22 protein-coding genes are annotated in these 23,840 nt (G+C 67.7%); 9 read left to right on the top strand and 13 right to left on the bottom strand.

Annotated elements, in window-relative coordinates:
* Positions 1-267: 267 nt before the first annotated feature.
* The 4 genes from ACZ5ZX_RS29595 to ACZ5ZX_RS29580 are packed head-to-tail and all read right to left on the bottom strand — an operon-like array spanning position 268 to position 4,764.
* Positions 268-1,644, bottom strand: coding sequence for a GH1 family beta-glucosidase (locus ACZ5ZX_RS29595; protein WP_465505258.1), 1,377 nt, complete (start codon positions 1,642-1,644; stop codon positions 268-270).
* A 17-nt stretch (positions 1,645-1,661) separates the two neighbouring features.
* Complete coding sequence (locus ACZ5ZX_RS29590; protein ID WP_465505257.1) at positions 1,662-2,546, bottom strand: carbohydrate ABC transporter permease; 885 nt, start codon at positions 2,544-2,546, stop codon at positions 1,662-1,664.
* A gap of 8 nt (positions 2,547-2,554) precedes the next feature.
* Entirely contained in the window at positions 2,555-3,484 is a 930-nt protein-coding gene (locus tag ACZ5ZX_RS29585) for a carbohydrate ABC transporter permease (protein WP_465505256.1), read from the bottom strand.
* A complete protein-coding gene (locus ACZ5ZX_RS29580; protein ID WP_465505255.1) occupies positions 3,484-4,764 on the bottom strand; it encodes an ABC transporter substrate-binding protein in 1,281 nt (426 codons plus the stop codon). The genes ACZ5ZX_RS29585 and ACZ5ZX_RS29580 overlap by 1 nt, the downstream gene beginning before the upstream one ends.
* Positions 4,765-4,954: 190 nt before the next feature.
* Between ACZ5ZX_RS29580 and ACZ5ZX_RS29575 the strand changes: the two genes are divergently transcribed.
* The gene (locus tag ACZ5ZX_RS29575; protein WP_465505254.1) at positions 4,955-6,001 is read left to right on the top strand and encodes a LacI family DNA-binding transcriptional regulator; all 1,047 of its coding nucleotides are present in this window, start codon (positions 4,955-4,957) and stop codon (positions 5,999-6,001) included.
* Here ACZ5ZX_RS29575 and ACZ5ZX_RS29570 read toward each other — a convergent pair whose 3' ends face one another.
* Genes ACZ5ZX_RS29570 through ACZ5ZX_RS29555 form a run of 4 tightly spaced genes read right to left on the bottom strand, consistent with a single transcriptional unit; the run spans position 6,002 to position 10,316 of the window.
* On the bottom strand, positions 6,002-6,682 hold the full coding sequence (locus tag ACZ5ZX_RS29570; protein ID WP_465505368.1) for a haloacid dehalogenase type II: 681 nt from the start codon (positions 6,680-6,682) through the stop codon (positions 6,002-6,004). It lies immediately after the preceding gene.
* 58 nt (positions 6,683-6,740) lie between these two features.
* Positions 6,741-8,918 carry a xanthine dehydrogenase family protein molybdopterin-binding subunit gene (locus ACZ5ZX_RS29565; RefSeq protein WP_465505253.1) on the bottom strand — a complete coding sequence of 726 codons (2,178 nt, stop codon included), beginning with the start codon at positions 8,916-8,918 and terminating at the stop codon, positions 6,741-6,743.
* Entirely contained in the window at positions 8,918-9,877 is a 960-nt protein-coding gene (locus ACZ5ZX_RS29560) for an FAD binding domain-containing protein (protein ID WP_465505252.1), read from the bottom strand. The genes ACZ5ZX_RS29565 and ACZ5ZX_RS29560 overlap by 1 nt, the downstream gene beginning before the upstream one ends.
* Positions 9,864-10,316, bottom strand: a complete 453-nt coding sequence (locus tag ACZ5ZX_RS29555; protein ID WP_465505367.1) for a (2Fe-2S)-binding protein — start codon at positions 10,314-10,316, stop codon at positions 9,864-9,866. Before ACZ5ZX_RS29555 ends, ACZ5ZX_RS29560 begins: the two co-directional genes overlap by 14 nt.
* Positions 10,317-10,531: 215 nt before the next feature.
* Here ACZ5ZX_RS29555 and ACZ5ZX_RS29550 point away from each other — a divergent pair, with 215 nt between their 5' ends.
* Positions 10,532-11,107: a TetR/AcrR family transcriptional regulator gene (locus tag ACZ5ZX_RS29550; protein ID WP_465505251.1), complete on the top strand. Its 576-nt coding sequence runs from the start codon at positions 10,532-10,534 to the stop codon at positions 11,105-11,107.
* An 88-nt stretch (positions 11,108-11,195) separates the two neighbouring features.
* Here the strand turns inward: ACZ5ZX_RS29550 and arsB are convergent, their stop codons facing one another.
* Positions 11,196-12,263 (bottom strand): ACR3 family arsenite efflux transporter, encoded by a 1,068-nt coding sequence (gene arsB / locus ACZ5ZX_RS29545; protein ID WP_465505250.1) that lies wholly within the window; start codon positions 12,261-12,263, stop codon positions 11,196-11,198.
* Positions 12,264-12,295: 32 nt separating this feature from the next.
* Entirely contained in the window at positions 12,296-12,700 is a 405-nt protein-coding gene (locus tag ACZ5ZX_RS29540) for an arsenate reductase ArsC (RefSeq protein WP_465505249.1), read from the bottom strand.
* 158 nt (positions 12,701-12,858) lie between these two features.
* Here ACZ5ZX_RS29540 and ACZ5ZX_RS29535 point away from each other — a divergent pair, with 158 nt between their 5' ends.
* The gene (locus ACZ5ZX_RS29535; RefSeq protein ID WP_465505248.1) at positions 12,859-13,269 is read left to right on the top strand and encodes an ArsR/SmtB family transcription factor; all 411 of its coding nucleotides are present in this window, start codon (positions 12,859-12,861) and stop codon (positions 13,267-13,269) included.
* Between the two features lie 333 nt (positions 13,270-13,602).
* Complete coding sequence (locus ACZ5ZX_RS29530) at positions 13,603-14,778, top strand: glycoside hydrolase family 5 protein (protein WP_465505247.1); 1,176 nt, start codon at positions 13,603-13,605, stop codon at positions 14,776-14,778.
* 509 nt (positions 14,779-15,287) lie between these two features.
* On the opposite strand, the gene ACZ5ZX_RS29525 is transcribed toward ACZ5ZX_RS29530, so the two are convergent.
* From ACZ5ZX_RS29525 to ACZ5ZX_RS29515, 3 genes are read right to left on the bottom strand one after another with little or no spacing between them, the layout of a single operon-like run.
* Positions 15,288-17,057, bottom strand: a complete 1,770-nt coding sequence (locus ACZ5ZX_RS29525) for a family 43 glycosylhydrolase (RefSeq protein ID WP_465505246.1) — start codon at positions 17,055-17,057, stop codon at positions 15,288-15,290.
* Positions 17,054-18,430: a right-handed parallel beta-helix repeat-containing protein gene (locus ACZ5ZX_RS29520; RefSeq protein ID WP_465505245.1), complete on the bottom strand. Its 1,377-nt coding sequence runs from the start codon at positions 18,428-18,430 to the stop codon at positions 17,054-17,056. Before ACZ5ZX_RS29520 ends, ACZ5ZX_RS29525 begins: the two co-directional genes overlap by 4 nt.
* A gap of 22 nt (positions 18,431-18,452) precedes the next feature.
* The gene (locus ACZ5ZX_RS29515; RefSeq protein WP_465505244.1) at positions 18,453-18,653 is read right to left on the bottom strand and encodes a hypothetical protein; all 201 of its coding nucleotides are present in this window, start codon (positions 18,651-18,653) and stop codon (positions 18,453-18,455) included.
* 261 nt (positions 18,654-18,914) lie between these two features.
* Between ACZ5ZX_RS29515 and ACZ5ZX_RS29510 the strand changes: the two genes are divergently transcribed.
* From ACZ5ZX_RS29510 to ACZ5ZX_RS29490, 5 genes are all read left to right on the top strand, one after another.
* Positions 18,915-19,973 (top strand): LacI family DNA-binding transcriptional regulator, encoded by a 1,059-nt coding sequence (locus tag ACZ5ZX_RS29510; RefSeq protein WP_465505243.1) that lies wholly within the window; start codon positions 18,915-18,917, stop codon positions 19,971-19,973.
* Positions 19,974-20,328: 355 nt separating this feature from the next.
* Complete coding sequence (locus ACZ5ZX_RS29505) at positions 20,329-21,390, top strand: glycosyl hydrolase 53 family protein (RefSeq protein WP_465505242.1); 1,062 nt, start codon at positions 20,329-20,331, stop codon at positions 21,388-21,390.
* Between the two features lie 11 nt (positions 21,391-21,401).
* Positions 21,402-22,442, top strand: coding sequence for a rhamnogalacturonan acetylesterase (locus ACZ5ZX_RS29500; protein ID WP_465505241.1), 1,041 nt, complete (start codon positions 21,402-21,404; stop codon positions 22,440-22,442).
* 34 nt (positions 22,443-22,476) lie between these two features.
* Complete coding sequence (locus ACZ5ZX_RS29495; RefSeq protein ID WP_465505240.1) at positions 22,477-22,896, top strand: DoxX family protein; 420 nt, start codon at positions 22,477-22,479, stop codon at positions 22,894-22,896.
* Between the two features lie 58 nt (positions 22,897-22,954).
* A complete protein-coding gene (locus ACZ5ZX_RS29490; protein WP_465505239.1) occupies positions 22,955-23,839 on the top strand; it encodes an alpha/beta hydrolase family protein in 885 nt (294 codons plus the stop codon).
* Position 23,840 lies beyond the last annotated feature (1 nt).

Raw genomic sequence — 23,840 nt, 5'->3', positions numbered from 1 at the left:
GACTGGGAAGAACCTAGCGGGAGGCACCGACAATTCCGATCAGGTCCCCGCGAGCCCTCTTGAGGTGCGCGCTCGCGCCCGGCGGCGGGCGCAGCTGCGGGAGGTAGCGGGGGTGGCGGGGGCTGAAGGGGCCCTTCACCGCGTCGCATGCGGTGAAAGCGCCCTTCACCGCGTCGCATGCGGTGAAGGGCCCCTTCGGCCCCCCGGCAGGACCGCCGCTGCTGGTTGGCCTGGCTCGGTCAGGACCACAGGGCCCACGTCACGGGATCACGGGGTCCGGTGCGCCGCGATGTGGTCGCGATACCAGTGGTAGCTGGCCCGCGGGGTGCGCCGCTGGGTCGCATAGTCGACGTGTACCAGCCCGAACCGGTGCTTGTACCCGTGCGCCCACTCGAAGTTGTCCAGCAGGGACCAGCAGAAGTACCCGCGCAGGTCGACCCCCGCCGCCACGGCCGCCCGCGCCGCCTCGACATGCTCGCGCAGGAAGGCGATGCGCTGGTCGTCGGCCACCATGCCCCGCTCGTCGGCGAGGTCCGGGTACACGCAGCCGTTCTCGGTGACGTACATCGGCGGCAGCCCGGGATACTCGTCGTGCAGGCCGACCAGGGCGTCGGTCAGGCCATCGGGCTCGACGGGCCAGCCCATCCCCGTCCGCGGCACGTCCGGCAGACGGGTCGTGTCCACCCCGATGTCGGCCGCCGTGCGCCGCGCCGGGTCCGGCTCGCGGTGCGGCGCGTCGGCGACGTGGAGCCGGTAGTAGTAGTTGACCCCCAGGTAGTCGAGCGGCTGCCCGATCGTCTCCAGATCTCCGTCGCGGCGGAAGGAGAAGTCCGAGACGCCGTCGAACATCGTGGTGAGCCCTGGCGCGTACCGGCCGCCGAACAGCGGGTCCGTGAACTGGCGGCGCAGCAGCGTGTCCTGCCGGGCGGCCGCGGCGATGTCCGCGGCCGACGGGGACACCGGAACCGCGGGCGACTGGTTGAGCACGATGCCGAACCGGTGCCCGGCCCTCGCCTGCGCCCGCATCACCCGCGTCGCCAGGCCGTGGCCGAGCAGCAGGTGGTGGGCGGCGGCGAGGGCGCCGTGCCCCTCCCGCGCACCCGGCGCGTGCCGTCCTTCGCCGTAGCCCGCGATCGCGCACGGGTACGGCTCGTTCAGTGTCGTCCACTGGTCGACGACGTCGCCGAGTTCGTCGTGCACCAGCGCGGCGTACTCGGCGAACCGCTCGGCGGTGTCGCGCGCACGCCAGCCGCCTTCGTCCTCCAAAGCCTGTGGCAGGTCCCAGTGGTACAGCGTCAGGAACGGCTCGATCCCCCGCGCCCGCAACGCTTCCACGACACGCCGGTAGAAGTCGATCCCCCGCCGTTCGACGCGGCCGCGCCCGGACGGCTGGATCCGGGGCCAGGACACCGAGAACCGGTAGGAGTCGACGCCGAGGCCGGTGAGCAGGTCGAGATCGCGCGGCCAGTGGTGGTAGTGGTCCGCCGCCGGTTCGCCGGTGTCGCCGCCCGCCACCGCGCCGGGTACGGTCGCGAAAGTGTCCCAAATGGACGGTCCGCGTCCATTGGATCGGGTGGCGCCCTCGATCTGGAACGCCGAGGTGGCGACGCCCCAGCGGAAGCCGGGCGGGAAGGTGGATGTCACGGTCAACTCCGGGAGGGTCAGCCCTTGAGCGCGCCCTGCATGATGCCGCCGACGATCTGGCGGCCGAACAGCAGGAACACGACGAGGACGGGGACGGTGCCGATGGTCGCGGCGGTGAGCACGAGGGTGTAGTCGGTGGTGTAGCCACTGGCCAAAGTGGACAGTGCGGTTTGGACGGTCGGGTTCTCCGGCACCAGCACCACCAGTGGCCAGAAGAAGTCGTTCCACGCCTGCATGAAGGTGAACAGGCCGAGTACCGCGGCGGCCGGGCGGGCGGTGGGCAGGGCCACGTGCCAGAACAGCCGCAACGACCCGCAGCCGTCCATCCGCCCGGCCTCCAGCAGCTCCAGCGGTAGCGCCCGTTCGAAGTACTGGCGCATGAAGAACACGCCGAACGCGGTGACCAGGCCGGGTACGATCACCGCTTCCAGCCGCCCGGCCCAGCCGAAATCGGCCATCATCATGTAGAGCGGGACGACGCCCAGTTCGGTCGGGATCGCCTGGGTGGCGACCACGAGCAGCAGCAGCGCGGTCCGTCCCCGGAAGCGCATCTTGGCGAAGGCGAACCCGGCGAGCGTCGAGAACAGCACCACCGAAACGGTGATGGTGCCCGCGACGATCAGCGAGTTCCCCAGTGCCAGCGCGAAATCCGTCTCGTCGAAGACACGGGCGATGTTCTCGAACAGATGCCCGCCGGGTACCAGGACCGGTGGCACGCTGCCGACGGCCTCCGGGGTCTGCGACGAGACGACCAGCGACCAGTACACCGGGAAGGCGGAACCGGCCAGGATCGCGATCAGCGCGGCGTAGGTCCACGGGCTCGCGACCCGCCGCACGAGCCGCCGGGCCCGCCCTGGCGAGACCGGCGGCGCGGGCGCGGCGGGGGTCAGCACGGAGGTCATGTCGCTCCTCAGTCCGTTTGGATGCGCCGGGTCACCAGGTACGACACGCCCGCGACGAGCATCGTCGCGACCGCCAGCACGAGCGCGATCGCCGAGCTGTAGCCGAAGTCGTACTTGGTGAAACCCTGCTCGTAGAGGTAGAGCGCGGCGGTCTGGAACTGCCGGTCGGAGCCACCGGTCGCGGCGGCGGTGCCGGGGTTGAACAGCAGCGGCTCGGCGAGCAGCCGCATGTTCCCGGTCGTCGCGATCACCGTCGAGAAGATGATCTGCGGCCGCAGCAACGGCACGGTGATCCGCCAGAACTGCTGCCACCCGCGGGCGCCGTCGAGGGTGGCGGCCTCGTACAGGGCCGACGGGATCGCCTGCATCGACGCGAGGAAGATCAGCGCGTGGTAGCCGGTCCAGCGCCACACCACCATCGCCGCGATGGCGGTATGCGAGCTGGCGGTGCCCGCCTGCCAGTCGATCTGGCCGGCCCCGAACCAGCTCAGCACCCAGTTGACGAGGCCGAAGTCCCGGCCGAACAGCTGCGCGAAGATGATCGTCACCGCCGCCACCGAGGTGATGTTCGGCAGGATCATCCCCATCCGGAACAGCGTCCGCCCGCGCAGCCTTCGGTTGAGCAGGTGTGCGATGCCGAGCGCGAACAGGATCTGCGGGATCGTGGTCAGCAGCCACAGGCTGACCGTGTTCCCCATCGCGTTCCAGAAGTACGGGTCGTGGAACAGCAACTGTTCGTAGTTCCCGAGCCCGATGAACGTGGCACCCTCGGCGTCGAGCAGGTTGCGCTGCTGCAGCGAAACGAACGCCGTGTAGAGCAGCGGGAACAACCCGAAGACCCCGAAGATCAGGAAGTACGGGCTGATGAAGCCGAACGGCGACAGCTTGACGTCCCAGTTGTGCCGCCGGTCGGCGAAGCTCAGCGTCTTTCCCGCCATCACTTGATCTTCGCGACGTCACCGACCAGCTGCTGCCACGCCGCCGCGCCGTCCTGCTTGCCCTGCTCGACGCGCTGCATCGCGCTGCCGAACTCCGTCTGCACGTCACCGGCCTTCGGGCCCTGGTACTGCGGCTTCAGCTTCTTCGCCGCGTCGGTGAAGAGCTTGCCGACCGGCGCGTCCGAGAAGAACGGGTTCGTGTAGCCGGTGATCTTCGGGTCGTCGTAGAGCGACGGCGTCGAGGGCAGCAGTCCCTGGCTGGTGAAGACCTTCGCCTGCTGTTCGGGCGCGGTCAGCCACGCGGCGAGCTCGGCGGCCTCCTTGGTGTGCTTGCCCTGCTTGGGGACCGTCAGGTACGAGCCGCCCCAGTTGCCGCCCCCGCCGGGCACGGTCGCGACGTCCCACTTGCCCGCCGTGTCCGGCGCCTGGTCCTTGATCTTGGTCATCATCCAGGCGGGGCAGGTGACGGTGGCGAACTGGCCCTGGGTGAAGCCGGTGTTCCAGGTCGGCGTGCTGTAGAGCAGCCCGGCGCTCAGGTTCGCCTTGACGGCGTCGACGACGAGGTCCCAGCCCTGCCGCAGTGCCTGGTTGCCCTCCAAGACGATCTTGTCGCTCTGGTCGTAGTACCCGACCGGCGCCTGTCCGACGATCGCGTTGAGCACGGTCGGGCCGCCGTCCATCCACTTGACCCCGTTCGGCGCCTTGGCCTGGAACCGCTTCCCGGCGTCGAAGAACGCCTGCCAGGTCGGCCAGAGCGCGGAGACGGCGTCGCGGTCGGCGGGCAGCCCGGCGTTCTGGAGCAGGTCGCGGCGGTAACAGATGGCCAGGCCGCCGACGTCGGTGCCGTAGCCGATCTGCTGTCCGCCCTTGGCCAGCGACGCCGACCATTTCCAGTCCAGCCAGCGATCCTTGAGCTTGTCGCCGCCGACGGTGTTGAGGTCGACGAACTTGTCCGGCGTGGCCTTGAACTGCGCGACGTACCCGGTGTCGACCGCCTCGATGTCCGCGGCTCCCCCGCCGGTGGCCAGATGCGCGGCGATGTTCTTGTGGTGGTCGGAATAGGCCGCGGTCCGCTCGGTGATCTCGATGTCCGGATGGGCCGCCTGGTACTCCTTGATCAGGTCGCTGTAGCCGAAGTTGCCGAACAGGCCGAGGCTGAGCTTGATCTTGCCGCCGCCGGCGCCGCCGTCACCGCAGGCGCTCAGCGCGGTGACCGCGGCCAGGGTGACGCACACCCCGGCGAGCAGGCGGGTACGGCGGTTCCTCGTTTTCGGGCGCATGAGATCTCCGTTGTTCTGCGGGGCGCACGGGGACACCGCGGCCGGGGACCGGCCGGGGCGGGAAACGTGGCACCTATGAGAGCGCTCCCAACACTGATCAGTCAAGTAACGAACTAGTAACGCCATTGGGAGTTTTCGCAGCAAGAGATCATGTGCTAGAGATGTAACCGGTTACAAACAGGAGGTCAGCATGGTCACCGCCCGCGAGGTCGCCCAGCTCTGCGGGGTCTCCGTCGCCACCGTTTCGCGGGTGTTCAACCGCCCCGCCACGGTCAGCGCGCCGACCCGGGAACGCGTCGAACGCGTCGCCCGTGAGCTCGATTTCTCGCCGAACGAATCGGCGCGGGCGCTGTCGCGGCAGCGGTCCGCGATGATCGGGCTGGTCTGGGACACCGACCACCGCCGCCCCGGCTGGCGGCATCCGTTCCTGCAGGATCTGTTGCTGGGTCTCAAATCCGCGTTGAGCTCGCACGGATACCACCTGCTGCTGCTCGCCACGAGCGACGACGCCCGCAACCGCACCGCCGGCGCCTCCCTCGCCGACCCGGTCGCCTACGTCGGCATGACGCGCCGCCACCATCTGGCGGGGCTGGTGCTGATCGACAGCGGCTCGGACGCCGAGGCGTTCAGCGCTTTCGCCCAGTCCGGGCTGCCGTGCGTCGCGCTCGATGTGGCCGTTTCGGGGCCGAAGGCCACGTACGTGACTTCGGACAACGCCGCGGGTGCCGCCGACGCAGTCCGTCATCTCGCGGCGCTCGGGCACGAGCGGATCGCCACGCTCACCGGGCCGCGCGGCAACGCGCCCGCCACCGCCCGCACCGAGGGCTACTTGCGCGGGCTGGCCGACGCGGGACTGCCGGTGCGCGACGACTACGTGGTCACCGGGGACTTCTACCGCGGAAGCGGCTTCGTCGGGATGCGGCGGCTGCTCACCCGCGAGAACCCGCCGACGGCGTTGTTCGCCGCCAGTGACGAAATGGCGATCGGCGCCCTGCTCGCCGCCCGCGCGGCCGGGCTGCGGGTGCCTGCCGACCTCGCCATCGTCGGCTTCGACGACATCGAGGTCGCGGCGCTGGTCGACCCCGCGCTCACCACGGTCGCCCAGGACAAGGCGGAGTTCGGCACCGCGGCGGCCGGCGCGTTACTCGGCATGATCGAGAACTCGGCGGCGCCGGAGCCGGTGTTGCTGCCGACCCGCCTGATCGTCCGCGATTCCTGTGGCACGTCCCGGCTCTGATCAAATCCCGCGTTCGCCGAGCTGAGCGGCCAGATCGAGAAGGTTCTCGGCGTGGAAGTCGAAATCATCGGCCGGTGAGGGAGGGTCGCCGACAGGCCTGGCGACGTAAGCGGTACGCAGCCCGACGCGCTGCGCTCCCCGCAGGTCCCACGCGTGGGCGGCGACCATCAGCAGTCGCTCCGGCGGGGCACCGGACACCTTGACGGCCAGTTCGTAGACGGCCGGATCCGGCTTGTAGGTCCGTGCCTCTTCGGCGGAGAGGGCCTGATGCCAGCGGAGTCCCGCGTTGGCGTTGATCCGGAGCAGCGTTGACCGGCTGGCATTGGACAGGCCGATCAAGGGATGGTGTTCAGCGAGCCGGGCCAGCCCATCCACGGTGTCCGGCCAAGGCGGCAGCCGTTGTCCCGCCGTCGCGAGCGCCTCTGTGCTTTCTCGGGACAGGTCGTTTTGGCATGCTTCGGCGACCAGCCGGGCCGCTTCGCGGTCGAGGACGTCGCTGGCGGCGTAGGGCCGGTCGCCGACGACGATGTGCCGCTGTTCGGTCTCGATATGGCCTTGCCACAGCGCGACCAGCTCGTCCGGGTCGGCCCGCGGGGCCACTTTCCCGATGGCGGCGCGGATCCCCGCCGGTTCGTCCACGAGTGTGCCGAGCACGTCGAACACCAAAGCGTCGATACCCATGGACGTCACGATAGTGAGGTCCATGGGTACTCCCGCCATGTGAGCGCCCGGCCCCGTCCTACGGCTGGTCGAGGAGATCCTCGATCTGGATGGGGATGTGCCGGACCCGGATGCCCGTGGCGTTGTGGACGGCGTTGGCGATCGCCGCCGCCATCCCGACGACGCCGATCTCGCCGAGTCCCTTCGCCCCCACCGGATTGTGCAGGGTGTCCGGGTACTCGACGAAGTGGACGTCGACCTCGGGGATGTCCGCGTTCACCGGGATCAGATAGCTCGCGAAATCGCCGTTGGCGAAGCGCCCGTCGGCCTCGATCTCCAGCCCCTCGTGCAGAGCGGCCGACACACCCCAGATCATGCCCCCGATGATCTGGCTGCGAGCCGCCGTCGGGTTGATGATCCGGCCGGCGTCGAATACGCCGAGCAGGCGGGACACCCGGATCTCGCGTGTCCACTGGTGCACGCGGACTTCGCAGAACTGGGCGCCGAAGGAGCTGAACGAATGCTTCGTCAGCTCTTCACCGGGAGCCGACGAGCCGGTCACGGAGATCGACGAGCGGTTCGTCGCCCGCAACAGCTCGCCGAAGGTCATCGTCCGGTCTCCGGCCAGCACCCGACCGTCCGCATAGGACACGTCCATGCCGTCGAAGGGCGCCCCCGGGGCCGACGCCAGTGCCACCAGATCGTCGATCGCCTTGGCGGCGGCGATCATGATAGCCGATCCCGCGCTCGCGGTGGCGGTCGAACCCCCGGACAGGCCGCCGGACGGCAGCGCCGAATCGCCGAGCCTCGGCACGATCCGGTCCGGGGAGATGTCCAGCGATTCCGCGCCCACCAGGGAAAGCACGGTCAGCAGGCCGGTACCCGGATCCGCACCGCTGGTCGCGACGACGGCCGTGTCGTCGGGCCGCAGGGTGATCTCGATCGTGGCCGGGAACCGCAGGGCGGGGAACATGGCGGTGGCCGTGCCGAGGCCCACGAGCCAGTCGCCGTCGACCCGGCCCTGTGGAGCGCGATCCGCCCAGCCGAACCGGGCCGCGCCGACGCGGAAGCATTCGTCGAGGTGTTTGCTCGACCATTGCAGATCGTTGCCGGGTGGTGCGGTCGAGTTGTTCCGCCGGCGCAGCTCGATCGGGTCCATTCCCAGCGCGATCGCGAGCTCGTCGATCGCGCTCTCCAGCGCGAACGAGCCGGGCGCCTCGCCCGGCGCCCGCATGAAGGTGGTCGGCGGGATGTTCAGCGGCACCATTTTCTGGCTGATGGCCAGGTTCCGGGTCGAGTACCACTCCCGCGAGGTGCCGTGTGACGTCGGCTCGACGAACGACCGGTCCATCGCGGTGCTGGACCAGGAATCGTGGCGCAGCGCGTTGAGCGTGCCGTCGTGCTCCGCGCCGAGGGCGATCTTCTGCACGGTCGCGGCCCGGCCCGCCGTCGCGGTGAAGACCTGTTCCCGGCTGAGCACGGCCTTGACCGGCCTGTCGAGGACCCTGGCCGCCGCCGCGGCCAGGAACGCCGGCGTGGAGGTGCGGCCCTTCCCGCCGAACGCGCCGCCCACGTACGGATTGACCGCGTGCACCTCGGACGGCTCGGTGCCCAGCGCGCCGGCCAGCTCCGCCGCCTGCAGATCCGATCCCTGGTTTCCGCTGTAGACCGTCAACCCGTCGGGACCCCAGACCGCGACCGCGGAATGCGGTTCCATCGCGGCGTGATGCTGGGGCGCGGTGGAGTAGGTGGCTTCCACGACCACCGGGCTCGCGGCCAGCGCGTCCTCGATGGACTCCACGCCGGGAGCGAGGATTTCGAGGGTCGGTGGCTCGCCGTTCCGGGCGGCAGGGGCGTCTTCGGCCGAGGCCAGTCCGTCCTGAAACGACGTCAGCGCGGGTAGCGGCCGGTAGGAGACCTCCACGAGCATCGCCGCGTCGCGAGCCTGTTCGTAGGTCTCGGCCACCACGAAGCCGATCGGCTGGCCCCGGTAGACGACTTCCTTGTCCTGCAACGGAACCCAGGTCTCACCGAAGAACGGCGTGACCGGAGCGCGCAGCTCCAGCGGATCGAAAGGCGTGTAGACGCCGACCACGCCCGGAGCGCCCTTCGCCTGCGTGACGTCCATCGCCTCGATCTCGCCGTGGGCGATCGAACTGGTCACGACGAATCCGTGGAGCAGCCCCGGGAAGGTGTGGTCCGCCCCGTATTTGGCCTGACCGGTGACCTTCAGCGGCCCGTCCACCCTGCTGGTCATCAGTGGCTCCCCTCGGTCAGCTCGAGCAGTGCGCGGACGATGGTCCTTCGCAGCAACGACATCTTGAATCCGTTCCCGGACAACGGACGCGCGCCCTCGGCGGCCAGCGCCGCGGCCTCCTCGAAGGCGGCGACCGTCACGGGTGCGCCGCGCAAGGCCGCCTCGACCTCGGGCAGCCGCCACGGCACGGTCGCCACGCCGCCGGCCGCGACCCTCGCGTCGACGATGCGCGAGTCCCGCACGTCCAGCGCGACCGCTGCGGAGCACAGCGCGAACTCGTAGGACGACCTGTCCCGCACCTTGACGTACGTGGAGTTCGACGCCCACTCCAGCGGGGGGACCACGACTTCGGCGATCAGTTCACCGGGGCGCAGCTCGTTCTCCACCTCGGGGGTGTCGCCTGGCAAGCGGTAGAACGAGCCCAGCCCGACGGTGCGCGTCCCGGAGGCGCTGACCAGACGAAGCTCCGCGTCGAGGGCGACCAGGGCGACGGCCACGTCACTGGCATGGGTCGCCACGCACGAATCGCTCGTGCCCAGCACGGCGTGCATCCGGTTGGCACCCGAGATCGCCGGACAACCGCTACCGGGATCCCGGCGGTTGCACGGCATGGCGACGTCACGGAAGTACGAGCAGCGGGTGCGCTGCATCAGGTTCCCGCCGATACTGGCCATGTTCCGGATCTGCTGGGAGGCACTGAGCAACAGCGCCCGGGAGATCGCCGGGTACACGCCGGGGTGTCCGGCGATGTCGCTCATCCGCTCCAGCGCGCCGATCCGCAGCCCGTCGGCGGTGTCGATGCCACGCAACGGCACCTCGTTGATGTCCAGGACCTGACTCGGCGTGAGGACGTTGAGTTTCATCAGATCGACGAGGGTCGTCCCGCCCGCCAGGAAGGTGCCCGGCGAGGTGACCGCGGCTTCGACGGTCGTGGGCGCGGTCAGGTCAAAGGGACGCATCGGCTCGCCTCGCCTGTTCGACCGCCGCGATGATGTTCGGGTAGGCCGCGCACCGGCAGAGGTTGCCGGACATGAACTCCCGGACGTCCTGGACGTCCTGTTCGACGGCGGCGACCGCCGACATGATCTGCCCGGAGGTGCAGAACCCGCACTGCAGGGCGTCCTGATCGACGAACGCCTGCTGGACCGGATGCAGTGCGTCCCCTGTGGACAGTGCTTCGACCGTGGTCACCGGCTGTTTCACCGTGGCGGCCAAAGTGAGACAGGAGAGCACCGGCCGTCCGGCGACGTGCACCGTGCAGGCGCCGCACTGCCCTCGGTCGCAGCCCTTCTTCGGGCCGGTGACCGCGAGCCGCTCCCGCAGCGCGTCCAGCAGCGTCACACCCGGCTCGACATCCAGGTGTTCCGTGTGGCCGTTGACTTCGAGTGAGATGTCCACTGAATCCCTTCCGCGGATCGTCACGGCCGGATGGCCTGACGGCGTAGGTTGTGGGTGGTGGGGTTCACGGAGTGAACCGGATATTCATCCGCTTCGTTTTTCACGCTAGCGGATTACAATCCCCTGCGCAACGCCCCTATTTCCTGGAGTCGCTCCAGGTCCAGCGGACTCCTCGGCTACATTCACGGAGAACCGGAGCGGCGGACGGGAGGGTCATGACGACGGGTTCGGTCAGCCCGCGGCGTGCGGACACCCGGCGCAACCACGAACGCATCCTCACCGCGGCGGCGAAATCACTGGCCCGCTCGGGCGAGGTCTCGTTCAACGCCATCGCGAAACAGGCCGAGGTCGGCGTCGGTACCGTTTACCGGCACTTCCCGACCCCGGAAGCCCTCATCCTGGCCGTCTACCGCCGCGAGGTCCGTCAGCTCGTCGACATCGTGCCGAGCCTGCTCGAGAAACACGCCCCGGAGCAGGCCTTCCGGAAGTGGACGATCGACCATCTGGCGCATTACATGATGACCAAACGCGGCCTGGCCGACGCGTTGCGCGCCGCGACGGCCTCTCACGGCGAACTCCCCGCGAACGCCTACGAGGCCATGATCGGCGCGGTTTCCACGTTGCTGAAGGCCAATGTCGACGCCGGCACCGTCCGCGCGGATCTAAACCCCGAGACGGTCCTTCGCGGCCTGGGCGGGCTGCTGTACCTCGATCCGAACGGCGACTGGGAGCGCGACGTCGCGGACCTTCTCGATCTGCTGTGGCAAGGGATGGGCACCGGCCGGACCTGATCGTCGACCGGTCAGGAGTCCGAATAGGACACGAGGCCGGATCGGTCCGCGGCCGTGGCGGCGCAGGTGGTGGCCCGCACTCTCCCTGTCACGCCGCGGTCCAGCGTTTCCGCAGCCAGAGGCTGACGTAGACCAGCGCCACCAGCACCGGCACCTCGATCAGCGGGCCGACGACACCGGCGAGCGCCTGCCCGGAGGTCACCCCGAAGACACCGATCGCGACGGCGATCGCGAGTTCGAAGTTGTTGCCCGCGGCGGTGAACGCCAGCGTCGTGGTCCGCTCGTAGGACAGCCCGGAGGCCTTGCCCAGCAGATAGCCGCCGGTCCACATCACCGCGAAGTACACCAACAGCGGCAACGCGATCCGGGCGACGTCGAGCGGACGAGAGGTGATGTTGTCGCCCTGCAGTGCGAACAGGATCACGATGGTGAACAACAGGCCGTACAGCGCCACCGGGCCGATCTTCGGCAGGAACTTCCCCTCGTACCAGTCACGCCCCTTGCTCCGCTCCCCCACGCGGCGGGACAGATATCCGGCGGCGAGCGGGATGCCGAGGAAGACGAGCACACTCAGCGCGATCTCCCACGGCGAGAAGTCCAAGGCCGTCGTGCCCAAGCCCAGCCAGCCGGGAAGCAGATCGAGGTAGAACCAGCCGAGTACGCCGAACATGACCACCTGGAAGACCGAGTTCAGCGCGACCAGCACCGCCGCGGCCTCACGATCACCGCACGCGAGGTCGTTCCAGATGATCACCATCGCGATGCAGCGGGCGAGCCCCACGATGATCAGCCCGGTCCGGTACTCGGGCAGATCCGGCAGCAGCAGCCAGGCGAGGGCGAACATCAGCGCCGGACCCAGTATCCAGTTGAGCACCAGGGAAAGCACCATCGTGCGCTTGTCCTTGGTCACGGTGCCGAGCTTGTCGTAGCGGACCTTCGCCAGCACCGGGTACATCATCAGCAACAGCCCGAGCGCGATCGGGAGCGACACCTGCCCGATCTTCACCGCGTCCAGCACCTCCCGCAGACCGGGCACGACGCTGCCGAGCAGCAGACCGGCCACCATCGCGGTGACGATCCAGACCGGGAGGAAGCGGTCCAAAAAGGACAATTTGTGCAGGACGTCGGCGTCGGCCGGGTCCGCGGTTCGGGTCACAGTGCTGGTCTCCTGGAACTGGAAGAGGAAGGTCAGGCGTCGAGGATTTCGGCGACGAGGCCGCGGACGCGCCGGTCGATCTCGTCCCGGATCGGGCGCACGGCCGCCACGCCCTGGCCCGCCGGATCCTCCAGCGGCCAATCGAGGTACCGCTTGCCGGGGAACACCGGGCAGGTGTCACCGCACCCCATGGTGATCACCACGTCAGAGGCCTCGACATCCTCGGTGGCCAGCTTGGTCGGCACCTCGTCGGTGATGTCCAGCCCCCACTCCGCGAGCGCGGCCGCGGCGGCCGGGTTCACCTTCTCCGCGGGCTCCGAACCGGCGGACCGGACGGCGATGCGGCCGAGCGAGTAGTGCCGCAGCAACGCGGCGGCCAGCTGCGAACGGCCCGCGTTGTGCACGCAGACGAACAGCACTTCAGGCGTGCGGGTCATACCCGTTCTCCTTGGTCGGCCGGGGGCGAAACGAGCAGCGACCAAGGCCTGGTGCCACTGAATCGAAGTATGCCGATGCAATTGAAGAGACTGGATCGAGTTTTGTCAATCCAGCGGGTAGGGTGGGATCGACGGCCACCACGAGCGAAGGAGGGCCCATGGCGAGCGCGCACAGCCGCACCCGGAAGCCGACCGCGGTGACCCTCCTGATGGCCGAACCCGCCGCCGTCGTCGATCCCGGCGACGCCGAGGCGGCTGCGAAGCTGTTCAAAGCGCTCTCGGATCCGGTGCGGATCCGTCTGCTGTCGCTCGTGCGGTACTCCCCCGGCGGTGAGGCGTGTTTTTGCGACCTGGCCGAAGAATTCGACATGCCCCAGCCGTCACTCAGCCATCATCTCCGGGTACTGGTCTCCGCCGGCGTCCTCGAACGAGAACGACGCGGCACCTGGAGCTGGTATCGCGTCGTCCCCGAACCGCTGGAAACCCTGGCTTCCCTCCTTCGCGCGGGTGGCCCGCTCGCCGATCGGCAGGCCCGCCTCTCCGGCGCGGAGCGCGACGCGAGGTGCTGAGCGCCACCTCGGCAAAGACGTAAGGCGGGCCGACTCCGTTCGCCTCCGGGGTTCCGCTTCACGCACCCGCGCTCCATGAGCGGAGAGAATCTTGACCCCCGATGTGAGCGATGCCATAGTTATCGAAGCGCTTCGATATCCCCTGCCGCCCGTCCGCGCAAAGTCGCTCGGAAGGAACTCCTTATGCGCGCATACGTTCGCGCTCTGCCCTGCGGAAGTCTTTCCGGCAAGTCTCCTGCGCCAAAAAATTGAGACAGTCCGGATATCGTGCGACCACACCCCTCACCGAAAGTGAGTAAACGACCTATGGGTTCACAAGCACGGAAACTCAGGGTGATCCTCCTTTCCGCGGTCTTGGCGGCCGCCGGTTCCCTGACCGGCCTGGCGAATCAGGCATCGGCCGAGACGTCGGTGCAGCTGAATGCCTCGCAGATCGTCGCCGACATGGGCGCGGGCTGGAATCTCGGCAACCAGCTCGAAGCCAACTCCAACGGATATCCCAGCGAAACGGCATGGGGCCAGCCGACCGTGACGCAAGCTCTCATCGACAAGGTCAAAGCGGCCGGGTTCAAAACGATTCGCATCCCGGTCTCGTATTTGAACAACATCGGCCCAGGACCGAACTACACGGTGAATTCCGGCTGGCTGAACCGGATCCAAGAGGTCGTGAACTACGCCTACAACCGCGGCCTTCATGTGCTGATCAACATGCACGGCGACGGCTACAAGACCGTCAACGGCTCCTGGCTGATCTGCGATTCGTCCGCCCAGACGACCATCAAGGCAAAGTATCAGAAGGTCTGGCAGCAGGTCGCGACCAGGTTCCAGTCCTACGACCAGCGCCTGATCCTGGAGTCCATGAACGAGAATTTCGACGGGCAATTCGGCCGCCCGACTCAACCGTGCTACTCGAACATCAACGCCTATAACCAGATCTTCGTGGACACCGTGCGCAAAGCGGGCGGGAACAACACTTCGAGGTGGCTGCTCGTTCCCGGCTGGAACACGAACATCGATTACACCGCGGGGAACTACGGCTTCGTGCTGCCGACCGACCAGTACCGGTCCCCCTCCATCCCCGCCAGCGAACATCGGATCATGATCTCCGTTCACTACTACGCCCCGTGGGACTTCGCCGGGGAAGAAAACAGCACCATCACGCAGTGGGGACGCGCGGCGACCAACCCGGCGAGGAAGTCCACCTGGGGACAGGAGGACTACCTGGATTCACAGCTGAAGCTGATGTACGACAAGTTCGTCGTGAAGGGATATCCGGTAGTCGTCGGCGAATTCGGCTCGATCGACAAGACATCGTTCGATTCGTCCAACAACAGGTATCGTGCCGACTTCGCGCGTGCCATCGTGGCCACTTCCAAGAAGTACGGGGCAGCTCCCGTCTACTGGGACAACGGCGCGAACGGCAGGTACGGCTTCGGACTGTTCAACCGAAGCTCTCGGACCGTGACTCAGCAGGGCATCATCGATGCCATCATGGCGGGCCTTCGGTAGCCGGCCAAGTCCGTGAAGGCCTCCTTGAGGGAATCTGATTCCCTCAAGGAGGCCTTCACGTCCAGAGCGGTAAGGCAAACGCGACGCGAGCAGCGGCGTGATCCGGACCGCCAATCCGGGACGCCACGCTGGCCGCGGCCGGGCCCCGGACACGCCGCCCGATAACCGTCATCGCCGCTCAGCGGAAACATGTCCCTTGTGGACAGTGAGGGCGGCGCCGGTTCTCCTCGGCGAACACCATTTCCCCACTCAGCAGCACCCCCTCGAGCGGAAAGTCCGTGAAGGCCTCCTTCCCTACCTTGAGAGTAGGGAAGGAGGCCTTCACGGACTTTGGCCTACGCCTGACCTGGACGAGGGTGGTTCCGCGGGCATCGTCGCCCGGTCTCGCATCAAGCTTGTGCTCGCTCACGACCGGTGGACCGGCGACCCGCACAAGCCCCACACCAGTGGGTAAGCGAAGGCGAGCCCCTCAAGGAGGCCTTCACGGACTTCAAGCGGGCGAAAGGCGGCTAGCCGGAAACCTTGACGAGAGACAGACCGTCGACGAACAGGTATCCGTTGCCGCTCGCCGCGCGCACCGTGACGGTGGCGGCACCGGCGGACAACGGGATGTCGGCGAGTTCGCGGCCAGTCCAGCCACTCGACGCCGGGATGGTGAGCGTGCGGGCTTTACCGGCGGCGTCGGTGACCGTCACCTGCGCGGCACTGAGCTGTCCTGAGGTCTTCGCGGAAAGGGCCAGCTTGTAGGTGCCCGCCGGTACGGTGACCGATTGGCGCACCCCACCCGCGTAGGACTGCGCGGCGCCGATCCGCAGTCCGAAGCGACTTCCGTTCGCACCGCCGTTGACGTTGGTCACGAGCGAGCTCGGGCCCGACTCCCTGAAGTTCGTCCAGCCGGTCAGCTGCGGCACGATGACGCGATCAGCTTGGAAATCGGGATTGAGGACGTAGTTGTTCCGCGGTCCGACCCGCCACTCGCCTGTCGTGGCGTTGAACTGCCACTGGCTCACCGAGTGGAACTGGGGCCTCGCGCCCGTCTTGGTGATCGGCACCCATTGGTTGTATCCGATACCGTTCCAGGCGAAGTCGGCCCAGCGATCGCCGGCGTAGATCACCGTGTTCTGCTTGGTGCCCTTGACCGTCACGAAGAACCCGGTCTGGGTCACGTGGCTGTAGTCCATCTCAGTACCGGCGAGCGTGTACTCGCCCGAGTAGCCACTCTGGACGCTGGTGGACTCCATGACATGGTTGACCGACGTGTTCCAGCCGTGCAGATCCGACGCCGCGTGGTAGTACTTGCCGTCGAGCTTGAACATGGCGTTGCCTTCACGGCCGGAGGAGTTGCGGCCGATCTCCACGCCGGGCTCGATCCGGAGCGAGTCGGATTCCCGGAACTTGGCCACGAAGGCGCGAGAACGTCCTTCGCGGTTGGAGAAGATCAGATAGTCCTTCCCGTTGTCGTCGGTGAAGACGGTCTGGTCCCCGGTGCCGGTCGTGGGCGAGTTGGTGATCTGGGTCTGGAAGTAGCCGTAGTCGAAGGTGTCGGTGGGAGAGTCACCCTGCAGCAACAGGACGCCGTGCCCGCCCCTGCCCGTATGCCACATCTGCACGGCGAGCACGTACTTCCCGGTGTTCTCGTTGTATGTCACGCCGAGCCGCCCGACCCAGCCCGCACCACCCAGGTTGGCGCCGCTGCCGACGCCGGTGGAACGCGTCGCGACCCGGTTCTCGAACTTCCAGTTCACCAGGTCCTTCGACGAATACACCGGGATGGAGACGAAACTGACGTTTCCGTCGTACTTCTTCGTCGGATCGGCCCGGTAGAGCTCGGCGCCGGTGTAGTGCACGCCGTACCAGTAGTAGGTGTCGCCGAACTTGAAGACACCGCCGCCCTGCGAATAGATGGGGTTGCCGCTCGTGTCGTTCCAGAAGGTGTTGTTCGTGATCGTCTGGAACGTTCCCTCGTCGGCCGCCTTGAGATCGGCGGCGGCGTTCATCAACGCCGTCTTGGCGCCCGCGACCTCCGAAGCGGTGGCCGACGCACGACCGGCGACGGCGTTCGCGGTGGTCAACGCCTTGGCGAAGGGTTTCCAGGAATCTGGCGTGTACTTGGCCGGGACGCGGGTCTCGTAGTCGGCGACCAGTGTCTTGAGCCCTCTGTCGGTCGACGGCCCGGCCGTGGCGACGGACGCCGAAAGCGGTACGGCTGCCGCCACGAGCAGCGCTGCCGCGGCCAGCACTCTCCAACGTCGCGAAACCACTCGTACTGTTCGCTTCATGGTGTCACCCTTTCCTCATTCATCCGGGAAAGCGATACGGACTGCTCGAAGGCACCGAGATCAGGAGCCTTCCCTTGGAAGGGAAGGCCGACATCGGTGCCTTTGTCGATCAACGCGCTGTTCGCGGCGAGACGGAGATGGGGCAGCACCGGCAGATCGCCGCCTGCTTGACGAGACGCGTCCCAGCCCGACGTCGACACGCTCCGGAACTGCGCGTCCGACAAGGGAACCCCGGCGTCCCAGGAGTTGTGTGAGGCTGTCGTGCCGTTCATGTTCGCCAGCAGCGTGCCGGTATAGGCGATGTTGTTGCGCAGGTTGCCCCTGCCGACCGAGGCGCCGCTCGAGTCGATCCCCCTCATGTCGAAGTCGGGGCGATTGCCGTAGCTGGTGTTGCCGAAGTAGTCGTTGGCCACCGGATGGTGGTTGGCGTAGAAACCCGCGGCCTTGTTGAGGAACGCGACCGAGAACCGGACGGTGTGCTTGACCGCCCTGGCGTCGTAGTCGCCGCCGAAGCCGCCCATCTTGAAACCTGCCCCGTTGCCGGCGCCCGTCGTCGTCCCCGGCACGTAACCGTTGCGCCAGGACCACGAGTTCTCGATGAGCACGGGCGAGTAAGTGGAGATGAGGTCGAACCCGTCGTCGGAGTTCCACCACGCGCGGCACCCCCGGAAGACGTTCGCCGCCCGGCCGGCCGGGGTGTAGTGCGAGCCGAATCCGTCGCCGCTTTCCCCCGCCCCGTTGGAGCTGCGCCGGTCGTAGTTCTCGTGCGAGTCGGAGTTCAGCACGAGGTTGCCGCTCCCGCCACTGATGAACAGTCCGGCGCCCATGTGGTGATGGGTGTTGATCAGCTCGAAGACGTTGTCGCTGCCTGAGATCCAGAGACCCCACGACTCGTGATTACGGTTGTTGTTCTGCGGCACGCCGACGACTTCCAGCCCCTTGAGATGGAGATGACTGCCGGAGACGTTGAAGCCCTTGATCCGGCAGTCTTCCTTCATCCCGGAGAAGGTGAAGACCGGCTTCTCGCCCTGGTAGGCCCAGTACCGGATCGGGCTTCCCGCACTGCCGCTCTTGTTCAGGCTGATCGCGTTGACTTGGGCCGTCTGGCTCGAGCAACCGCTTTCCGCACGGGTATAGGCGTAGGTTCCGCCACGGAAATAGACCGTGTCCCCCGGCCGAGCGGCCTGTTGCGCACGGGCGATCGACGCCCACGGAGCAGCCTGCGTCCCGGCCGCGGCATCGCTGCCGTTCGGTGCTACGTAATAGGTCGCCGCGGCCGCCGCGCTGCTCGTCGGAACGGCGACGACCGCGCTGGAGACCACCGTGGCCAAGGCGACCAGGAAGGCGCGGGTTACCGTCGTGACAGTTCTCATCGTTCACTCCAGATGATTCGGACTACGGTGTCGCTGTTCCGGGTCCCCAGGGACGGATCGGTGGCCGCACGACGGCACGGACCTCACCGGCGGGCACCTGGACACGGGTGGTGACGCTTTCCCCGGTGAGCAACTCAAGAACAGGTATCGGCAGGCCGCGGTCGGGAAGCAGGGACCAGGTGAAGATCCCGACGCTGACCGTGGTCAGCCACCGCGCCGCCATCCGCGCCCCCCAATTGCTGTGATCGTGCACAGATTGGTGTTGTCGAGTTCCTCAAGGTAACCGCAGAGACCCTGCTCTTGACAAGTAGTGACCTCGAAACCGTACTGTGCACGTTCACAGGACGCACCCATCTTGCTGCGGGCATTGCGCTCGGTCATCCCCCTGATCGCCCTGTTCCCGAGCCTCCAGCGCCACTGGCACGTCGATCCGCTGTCCGGAGCCGTAAAGTCGTGACCAGGAGTCGCGACAGATGAGGGGCCGATGACGGACACAACGCCGCACAGGCGTGCGCGGGGAAGGGCCAAGCGCCCGCCCACCATCCACGACGTCGCCGCGGAGGCCGGGGTCTCCCGCGGCACCGTCTCCCGCGTGCTGCAGGGCGGGCACAACGTCAGCCCCGCCGCCCAGGAGGCGGTCAACACCGCCATCCGCAAGCTCGGCTACGTGGTGAACCGCGCGGCACGGAGCCTGGTCACCCAGCGCGCGGGCTCGGTGGCGTTCCTGCTGTCGGAGACACAGGACAAGTTCTTCGAGGACCCCAATTTCACCACCCTGCTGCGCGGCTGCACCCAGGCATTGGCCGAGCACGACGTCCCGCTCGTCCTGATCACGGCGGGGACCGACGCCGAACGGCGTCGCGTCTCCCGCTACCTCTCGGCGAGCCCTGTCGACGGCGTCCTGCTGGTGTCCTCCCACCGCGGCAGCCCCATGATCGACCATCTGCGGCGCGTCGACCTCCCGCTCGTGTGCTGCGGCAAGCCACTCGGCCAGCGCGGCGCGTTGTCCTACGTGGCCGTCGACGACCGCGAGGGCGCCAAGGACATGGTGCGCCACCTGCTCGACTCCGGCCGCGAACATGTCGCGACCATCGCGGGCCCCGAGGACACTCCGGGTGGGGTGGAACGGCTGGCGGGCTATCGCGAGGTGCTCGCCGAATACGATCTCGCCTACGACGAGCGGCTGGTGGAGGTCGGTGACTACAGCCAGGCGAGCGGCGAGACGTGCATGCAGCGGCTGCTCGCTCGCGCGCCGGAGCTCGACGCGGTCTTCGTCGCCTCGGATCTCATGGCCATCGGCGCCTTGACGGCCATCGAGCGGGCAGGCCGACGGGTACCCGAAGACATCGCCGTCGGCGGCTTCGACGACGCGCCGATCGCGCTCGGCACCCGTCCGCCACTGACCACGATCAGGCAACCGTGGGACCGCATCAGCGAGGTGATGGTGCGCCAGCTGCTGGCCCAGATCAACGGGGACGGGCAGGCCACGGTGATCCTGCCGACCGAACTCGTCGTCCGCGAATCGACCGTGAAACAGCGGTAGCCGCCTTCACCGCCGGGCGCCGGCCCCCGCTGCCCTGGGCCGACTGTGCACGTTCACAGAAATTTCAGTGGGAGTCTTGAAACGAGCTCGCATATGCGGTTCTATCTTCACAGAACCGTGCGTGGTCGAGTGTGTACGTTCACAGACCTAGCCCCGTGTAGGCGGTTCGTCACGTCGTCGATCATAGGAGATCGAATGACCACTGGAGTTCTCGACCACGCCTGTTTCCCCCTTCCCCTTCTTCGCCATCCCCGCTGAAGCACGGGGCGTCGTGTCATGCCCCGAAGCCCCCGCCGAACACGAGGATGCCGTTCACCGCGTCTTGAGAAAGCGCTTTCACGACAAGGAGCTCGCCATGACCGACACGACGAATACCGGCGGCGTTTCCCGGCGCGGTCTGCTGATCGGCGCCGCCGCCGGTGCCGGTGCACTCGCACTGGGCGCGGGCAGCCTGGGGCCGGCGGCAGCCACCCCGGCCGCGCAGAGCGAGGCCGCGGCGACGTTCGTCAAGGGCGCCGACATCAGCTGGATGCCGCAAATGGAGGCCAACGGCTATTACTGGCTCAACAAATCCGGTCAGCGGCAGGATCTGTTCACCATCCTCAAGAGCTACGGCATCACCGCGATCAGCCTGCGCACCTGGGTGAACCCCTCCAACAGCCCCACCGACGGGCACTGCGGCATCCAGGAGACCGTCAAGATGGCGCAGCGCTGCCGGGACGCGGGCATGCAGGTGTTGCTCGGCTTCCACTTCGGCGACACCTGGAACTCCGTCGGTGTACAGAAACCGCCCAAGGCCTGGGCGAACATGAACTACACGCAGATGCGCGACGCACTGCGCAAATACGTCGACGACTCGTTGAAACTGCTCAAGGCGGGCGGTGTGACACCGGGCTGGGTGAAGATCGGCAACGAGCAGAACAGCGGCATCTGCTCCCCCGTCGGCAGTGTCAGCAAACCGGCCCAGATGACCGGCCTGCTCAACGGCGCCTATGACGTGTCCAAACAGGTCTTCCCGGCCACCCCGGTCATGGTGCATCTCGCCCAGCCGCAGAAGATGGACAGCATCCAGCGGTTCTTCAACGCCTACCGCGGCAACGGCGGGAAGTGGGACATCACCGCGCTGTCCTCCTACGCCCAGGCAGGCAACGTGTCCCCGATCCTGGGCAGTATGCGGACGATCCAGTCCACCTACGGCAAGCCGGTGATGCAGGTCGAGTACGGCGGTCCCATCGACAAGGCCGGTCAGGTCCGCGACTCCCTGCGCCAGTTCATCACCGGCATCAAGGGCTTCGGCGGTCTCGGGTCCTTCTTCTGGGAGCCCGAGGGCTATTCACCGTTCACCGGATACAACATGACCGCCTGGGGCCGGGACCGGCGCCCGACCGTGGCCATGGATGGCTTTCTCAACGTGTGAAAGGAAAAACCGTGATCCTCAAACGTCTCGCGGTCCTCACCGCCGGTGCGGCCGCGGCCGCTCTGGTGCCCATCCCGGCCGTGGCGGCCACGGCGGCCTTGCCACCGCAATGCTCCGGTACCGCGCCGATCAAATGCAGCTTCCCCGTGGCGCCGGGAAACTACGACGTCTCGGTGGAAATCGGCAGCACCGCCAAGGCGGCCAACACCTCGATGTCGGTCGAGGCGCGCAGAGAGGTCCTGGCCGCCGTCTCCACCACCGCCGGTCAGGTGGTCCGCACCACCGCGACGGTCAACGTCCGCAACCCCGAGGGCCAGCCGACCGGCCAGGGCGGCAACGGCACACCAGGTCTGCAGATCACCTTCAGCGGTAGCGCTCCCGCGATCGGTTCGCTGACCGTGACCCCGGCCAAAGCGCCGCTGGTGACCTACCTCGCGGGCGATTCGACCGTCTGCGACCAGCCGACCGCGCCCTACGCCGGCTGGGGTCAGCATCTGCCCGCCCGCGTGCGCGACGGGGCGGTGGTCGCGAACTACGGTGACTCCGGCGAGAGTTCCGGCAGTTTCCTGGCCAACCGCGCGCTCTTCCCGACGATGAAACCCCTCATCAAGAGCAAGGACCTGGTGCTCATCCAGTTCGGGCACAACGACAAGACGACGAGCGCGACGGCCTTCCGCGACAACCTCACCAAGCTGGTCAACGGGGTTCGCGAACGCGGCGGCGTTCCGGTGCTGGTGACGCCGCCGGTGCGGAGGCAGTTCAACGGCACCAAGCTGACGCCCACCGCCTTGCACGTCAACGGCGTGGGCGTGGACCTGCCGTCGGTGATGCGGGCGCTCGGCCGGAGCGCCAACGTGCCGGTGATCGACCTGACCGCCAAGAGCAAGGCGCTGGTCGAGTCGTTGGGCCCGACGGCGTCCCAGCGGATCTACCTCACCAGGGAAACCGGCGACAACACCCACTTCTCCGCGCAAGGCGGGACGGAGATGGCGAACCTCGTCGTGCAGGGGATTCGTGAGCTGAACCTGCCCCTGACCGGATTCCTGCGCTGACCACACCGTTCCGATGTCCACAAGGGAGGTACCCGTGCACCGGTTGGACGCGGCCAAAGAACACGTCATCGGGCTCCACCGCATCGTCGTGGGATTCCTGTTCGCCTGCCACGGCGTGAAGACGCTGTTCGGCTTGTTCGGCGCCAAGGCCCCGCTGCCGGTCGGCACCTGGCCCGGCTGGTGGGCGGCGGTGATCCAGCTGGTCTGCGGCGTACTGGTCGGTCTGGGCGTCTGCGTCCGGCCCGCCGCCGTTCTCGGGGCGGGCTCGATGGCCTACGCCTATTTCGTCGTGCACCAGCCGTCGGCGTTCTGGCCCATCCAGAACGGCGGCGAGGCGGCCGCGTTGTTCTGCTGGGCGCTGCTCGTCATCGCGGCGATCGGGCCCGGGCGGTTCGCGCTCGTCCGGAGCACCGCGCGGCGCCGGGGTGCCGCACGGGTGTCTTCCCCGGTCTGACCGGCGTTTCCGTGTGACCAGGCACCACCTTCACTCATCCCCACCCAAGGAGTCGTCCATGACCATGCAGCGACGGAAATTCCTCAGTGTGACCGCGGCCGGAGCGGCGGGCGTCGGCCTGACCCTGCTCGGCGCGGGACAGGCACTGGCCGCCATCGGACCGCTGGGCACGGCGCCGACCACCCCGTTCGCGGTCGGCGTGCGGCGGTACAACTGGACCCGCGGCAGCCGGCCGTGCACCACCTACGTCTACTACCCCGCCACCGGTACCGCCGGCGGCAGCCCGGTGACGAACGCCCCTGTCGCCACCGGTGTCTTCCCCGTCTACAACTTCACCCACGGCTTCGGAAGCAGCCCGCAGAACTCCCTGTTCATCATCCGGGCGCTGGCCTCGGCGGGCTTCGTCGTCCCCGCCCCGCATTTCAACCACAATTTCAGCGACGTCAACAACGGCAACTCCGCCAAGGACGTCTCGCAGATCCTCACCAACACCCTCGCGCTCAACACGAGCGGACCGCTGGCCGGGCACATCAACACCACCATCGGAGTGGGCGTCTCGGGGCATTCGCTGGGCGGCATGATCACCCATGGCCTGCTGACCTCCTGGCCCGACCGCCGGATCATCTCCGCCAACCCGCAGTCCTGTGTCGACATGGGCAATCCGTCCAGTTCGGTTTCCGCCAAGGTCCTGTTCGTCCACGGCGACCGGGACTCGACCACGTCGTACAACTCGGCCCGCCAGGCCTACAACGAAATGAACTGGCCGAAGGCGTTCCTCACCTTCGTCGGCGGCAGCCACACCAGCTTCTGGAGCGACCAGCGCTTCCCCAGGACCGTGGTCGACTGGGCCCGCTGGACCATGTACGGCGACACCGCCGCACGAGACCGCCTCCCGGCCGACGCCGCCGGATCCAACACCAGGTGGGAAGCGAAGCTGGGCTAGC

The organism is Amycolatopsis sp. NPDC033938, from assembly GCF_055575975.1.
The sequence above is the reverse complement of the archived record's forward strand: the minus strand, read 5'-3'. Positions and strand labels throughout refer to the sequence as shown.

What these genes read in the sequence shown, in the direction of transcription:
- ACZ5ZX_RS29590 (WP_465505257.1), bottom strand. Translation starts at nt 2,546, where the DNA reads ATGACCTCCGTGCTGACCCCCGCCGCGCCCGCGCCGCCGGTCTCGCCA.
- ACZ5ZX_RS29585 (WP_465505256.1), bottom strand. Translation starts at nt 3,484, where the DNA reads ATGGCGGGAAAGACGCTGAGCTTCGCCGACCGGCGGCACAACTGGGAC.
- ACZ5ZX_RS29580 (WP_465505255.1), bottom strand. Translation starts at nt 4,764, where the DNA reads ATGCGCCCGAAAACGAGGAACCGCCGTACCCGCCTGCTCGCCGGGGTG.
- ACZ5ZX_RS29575 (WP_465505254.1), top strand. Translation starts at nt 4,955, where the DNA reads ATGGTCACCGCCCGCGAGGTCGCCCAGCTCTGCGGGGTCTCCGTCGCC.
- ACZ5ZX_RS29570 (WP_465505368.1), bottom strand. Translation starts at nt 6,682, where the DNA reads ATGGGTATCGACGCTTTGGTGTTCGACGTGCTCGGCACACTCGTGGAC.
- ACZ5ZX_RS29565 (WP_465505253.1), bottom strand. Translation starts at nt 8,918, where the DNA reads ATGACCAGCAGGGTGGACGGGCCGCTGAAGGTCACCGGTCAGGCCAAA.
- ACZ5ZX_RS29560 (WP_465505252.1), bottom strand. Translation starts at nt 9,877, where the DNA reads ATGCGTCCCTTTGACCTGACCGCGCCCACGACCGTCGAAGCCGCGGTC.
- ACZ5ZX_RS29550 (WP_465505251.1), top strand. Translation starts at nt 10,532, where the DNA reads ATGACGACGGGTTCGGTCAGCCCGCGGCGTGCGGACACCCGGCGCAAC.
- ACZ5ZX_RS29540 (WP_465505249.1), bottom strand. Translation starts at nt 12,700, where the DNA reads ATGACCCGCACGCCTGAAGTGCTGTTCGTCTGCGTGCACAACGCGGGC.
- ACZ5ZX_RS29535 (WP_465505248.1), top strand. Translation starts at nt 12,859, where the DNA reads ATGGCGAGCGCGCACAGCCGCACCCGGAAGCCGACCGCGGTGACCCTC.
- ACZ5ZX_RS29525 (WP_465505246.1), bottom strand. Translation starts at nt 17,057, where the DNA reads ATGAAGCGAACAGTACGAGTGGTTTCGCGACGTTGGAGAGTGCTGGCC.
- ACZ5ZX_RS29520 (WP_465505245.1), bottom strand. Translation starts at nt 18,430, where the DNA reads ATGAGAACTGTCACGACGGTAACCCGCGCCTTCCTGGTCGCCTTGGCC.
- ACZ5ZX_RS29515 (WP_465505244.1), bottom strand. Translation starts at nt 18,653, where the DNA reads ATGGCGGCGCGGTGGCTGACCACGGTCAGCGTCGGGATCTTCACCTGG.
- ACZ5ZX_RS29510 (WP_465505243.1), top strand. Translation starts at nt 18,915, where the DNA reads ATGACGGACACAACGCCGCACAGGCGTGCGCGGGGAAGGGCCAAGCGC.
- ACZ5ZX_RS29505 (WP_465505242.1), top strand. Translation starts at nt 20,329, where the DNA reads ATGACCGACACGACGAATACCGGCGGCGTTTCCCGGCGCGGTCTGCTG.
- ACZ5ZX_RS29490 (WP_465505239.1), top strand. Translation starts at nt 22,955, where the DNA reads ATGACCATGCAGCGACGGAAATTCCTCAGTGTGACCGCGGCCGGAGCG.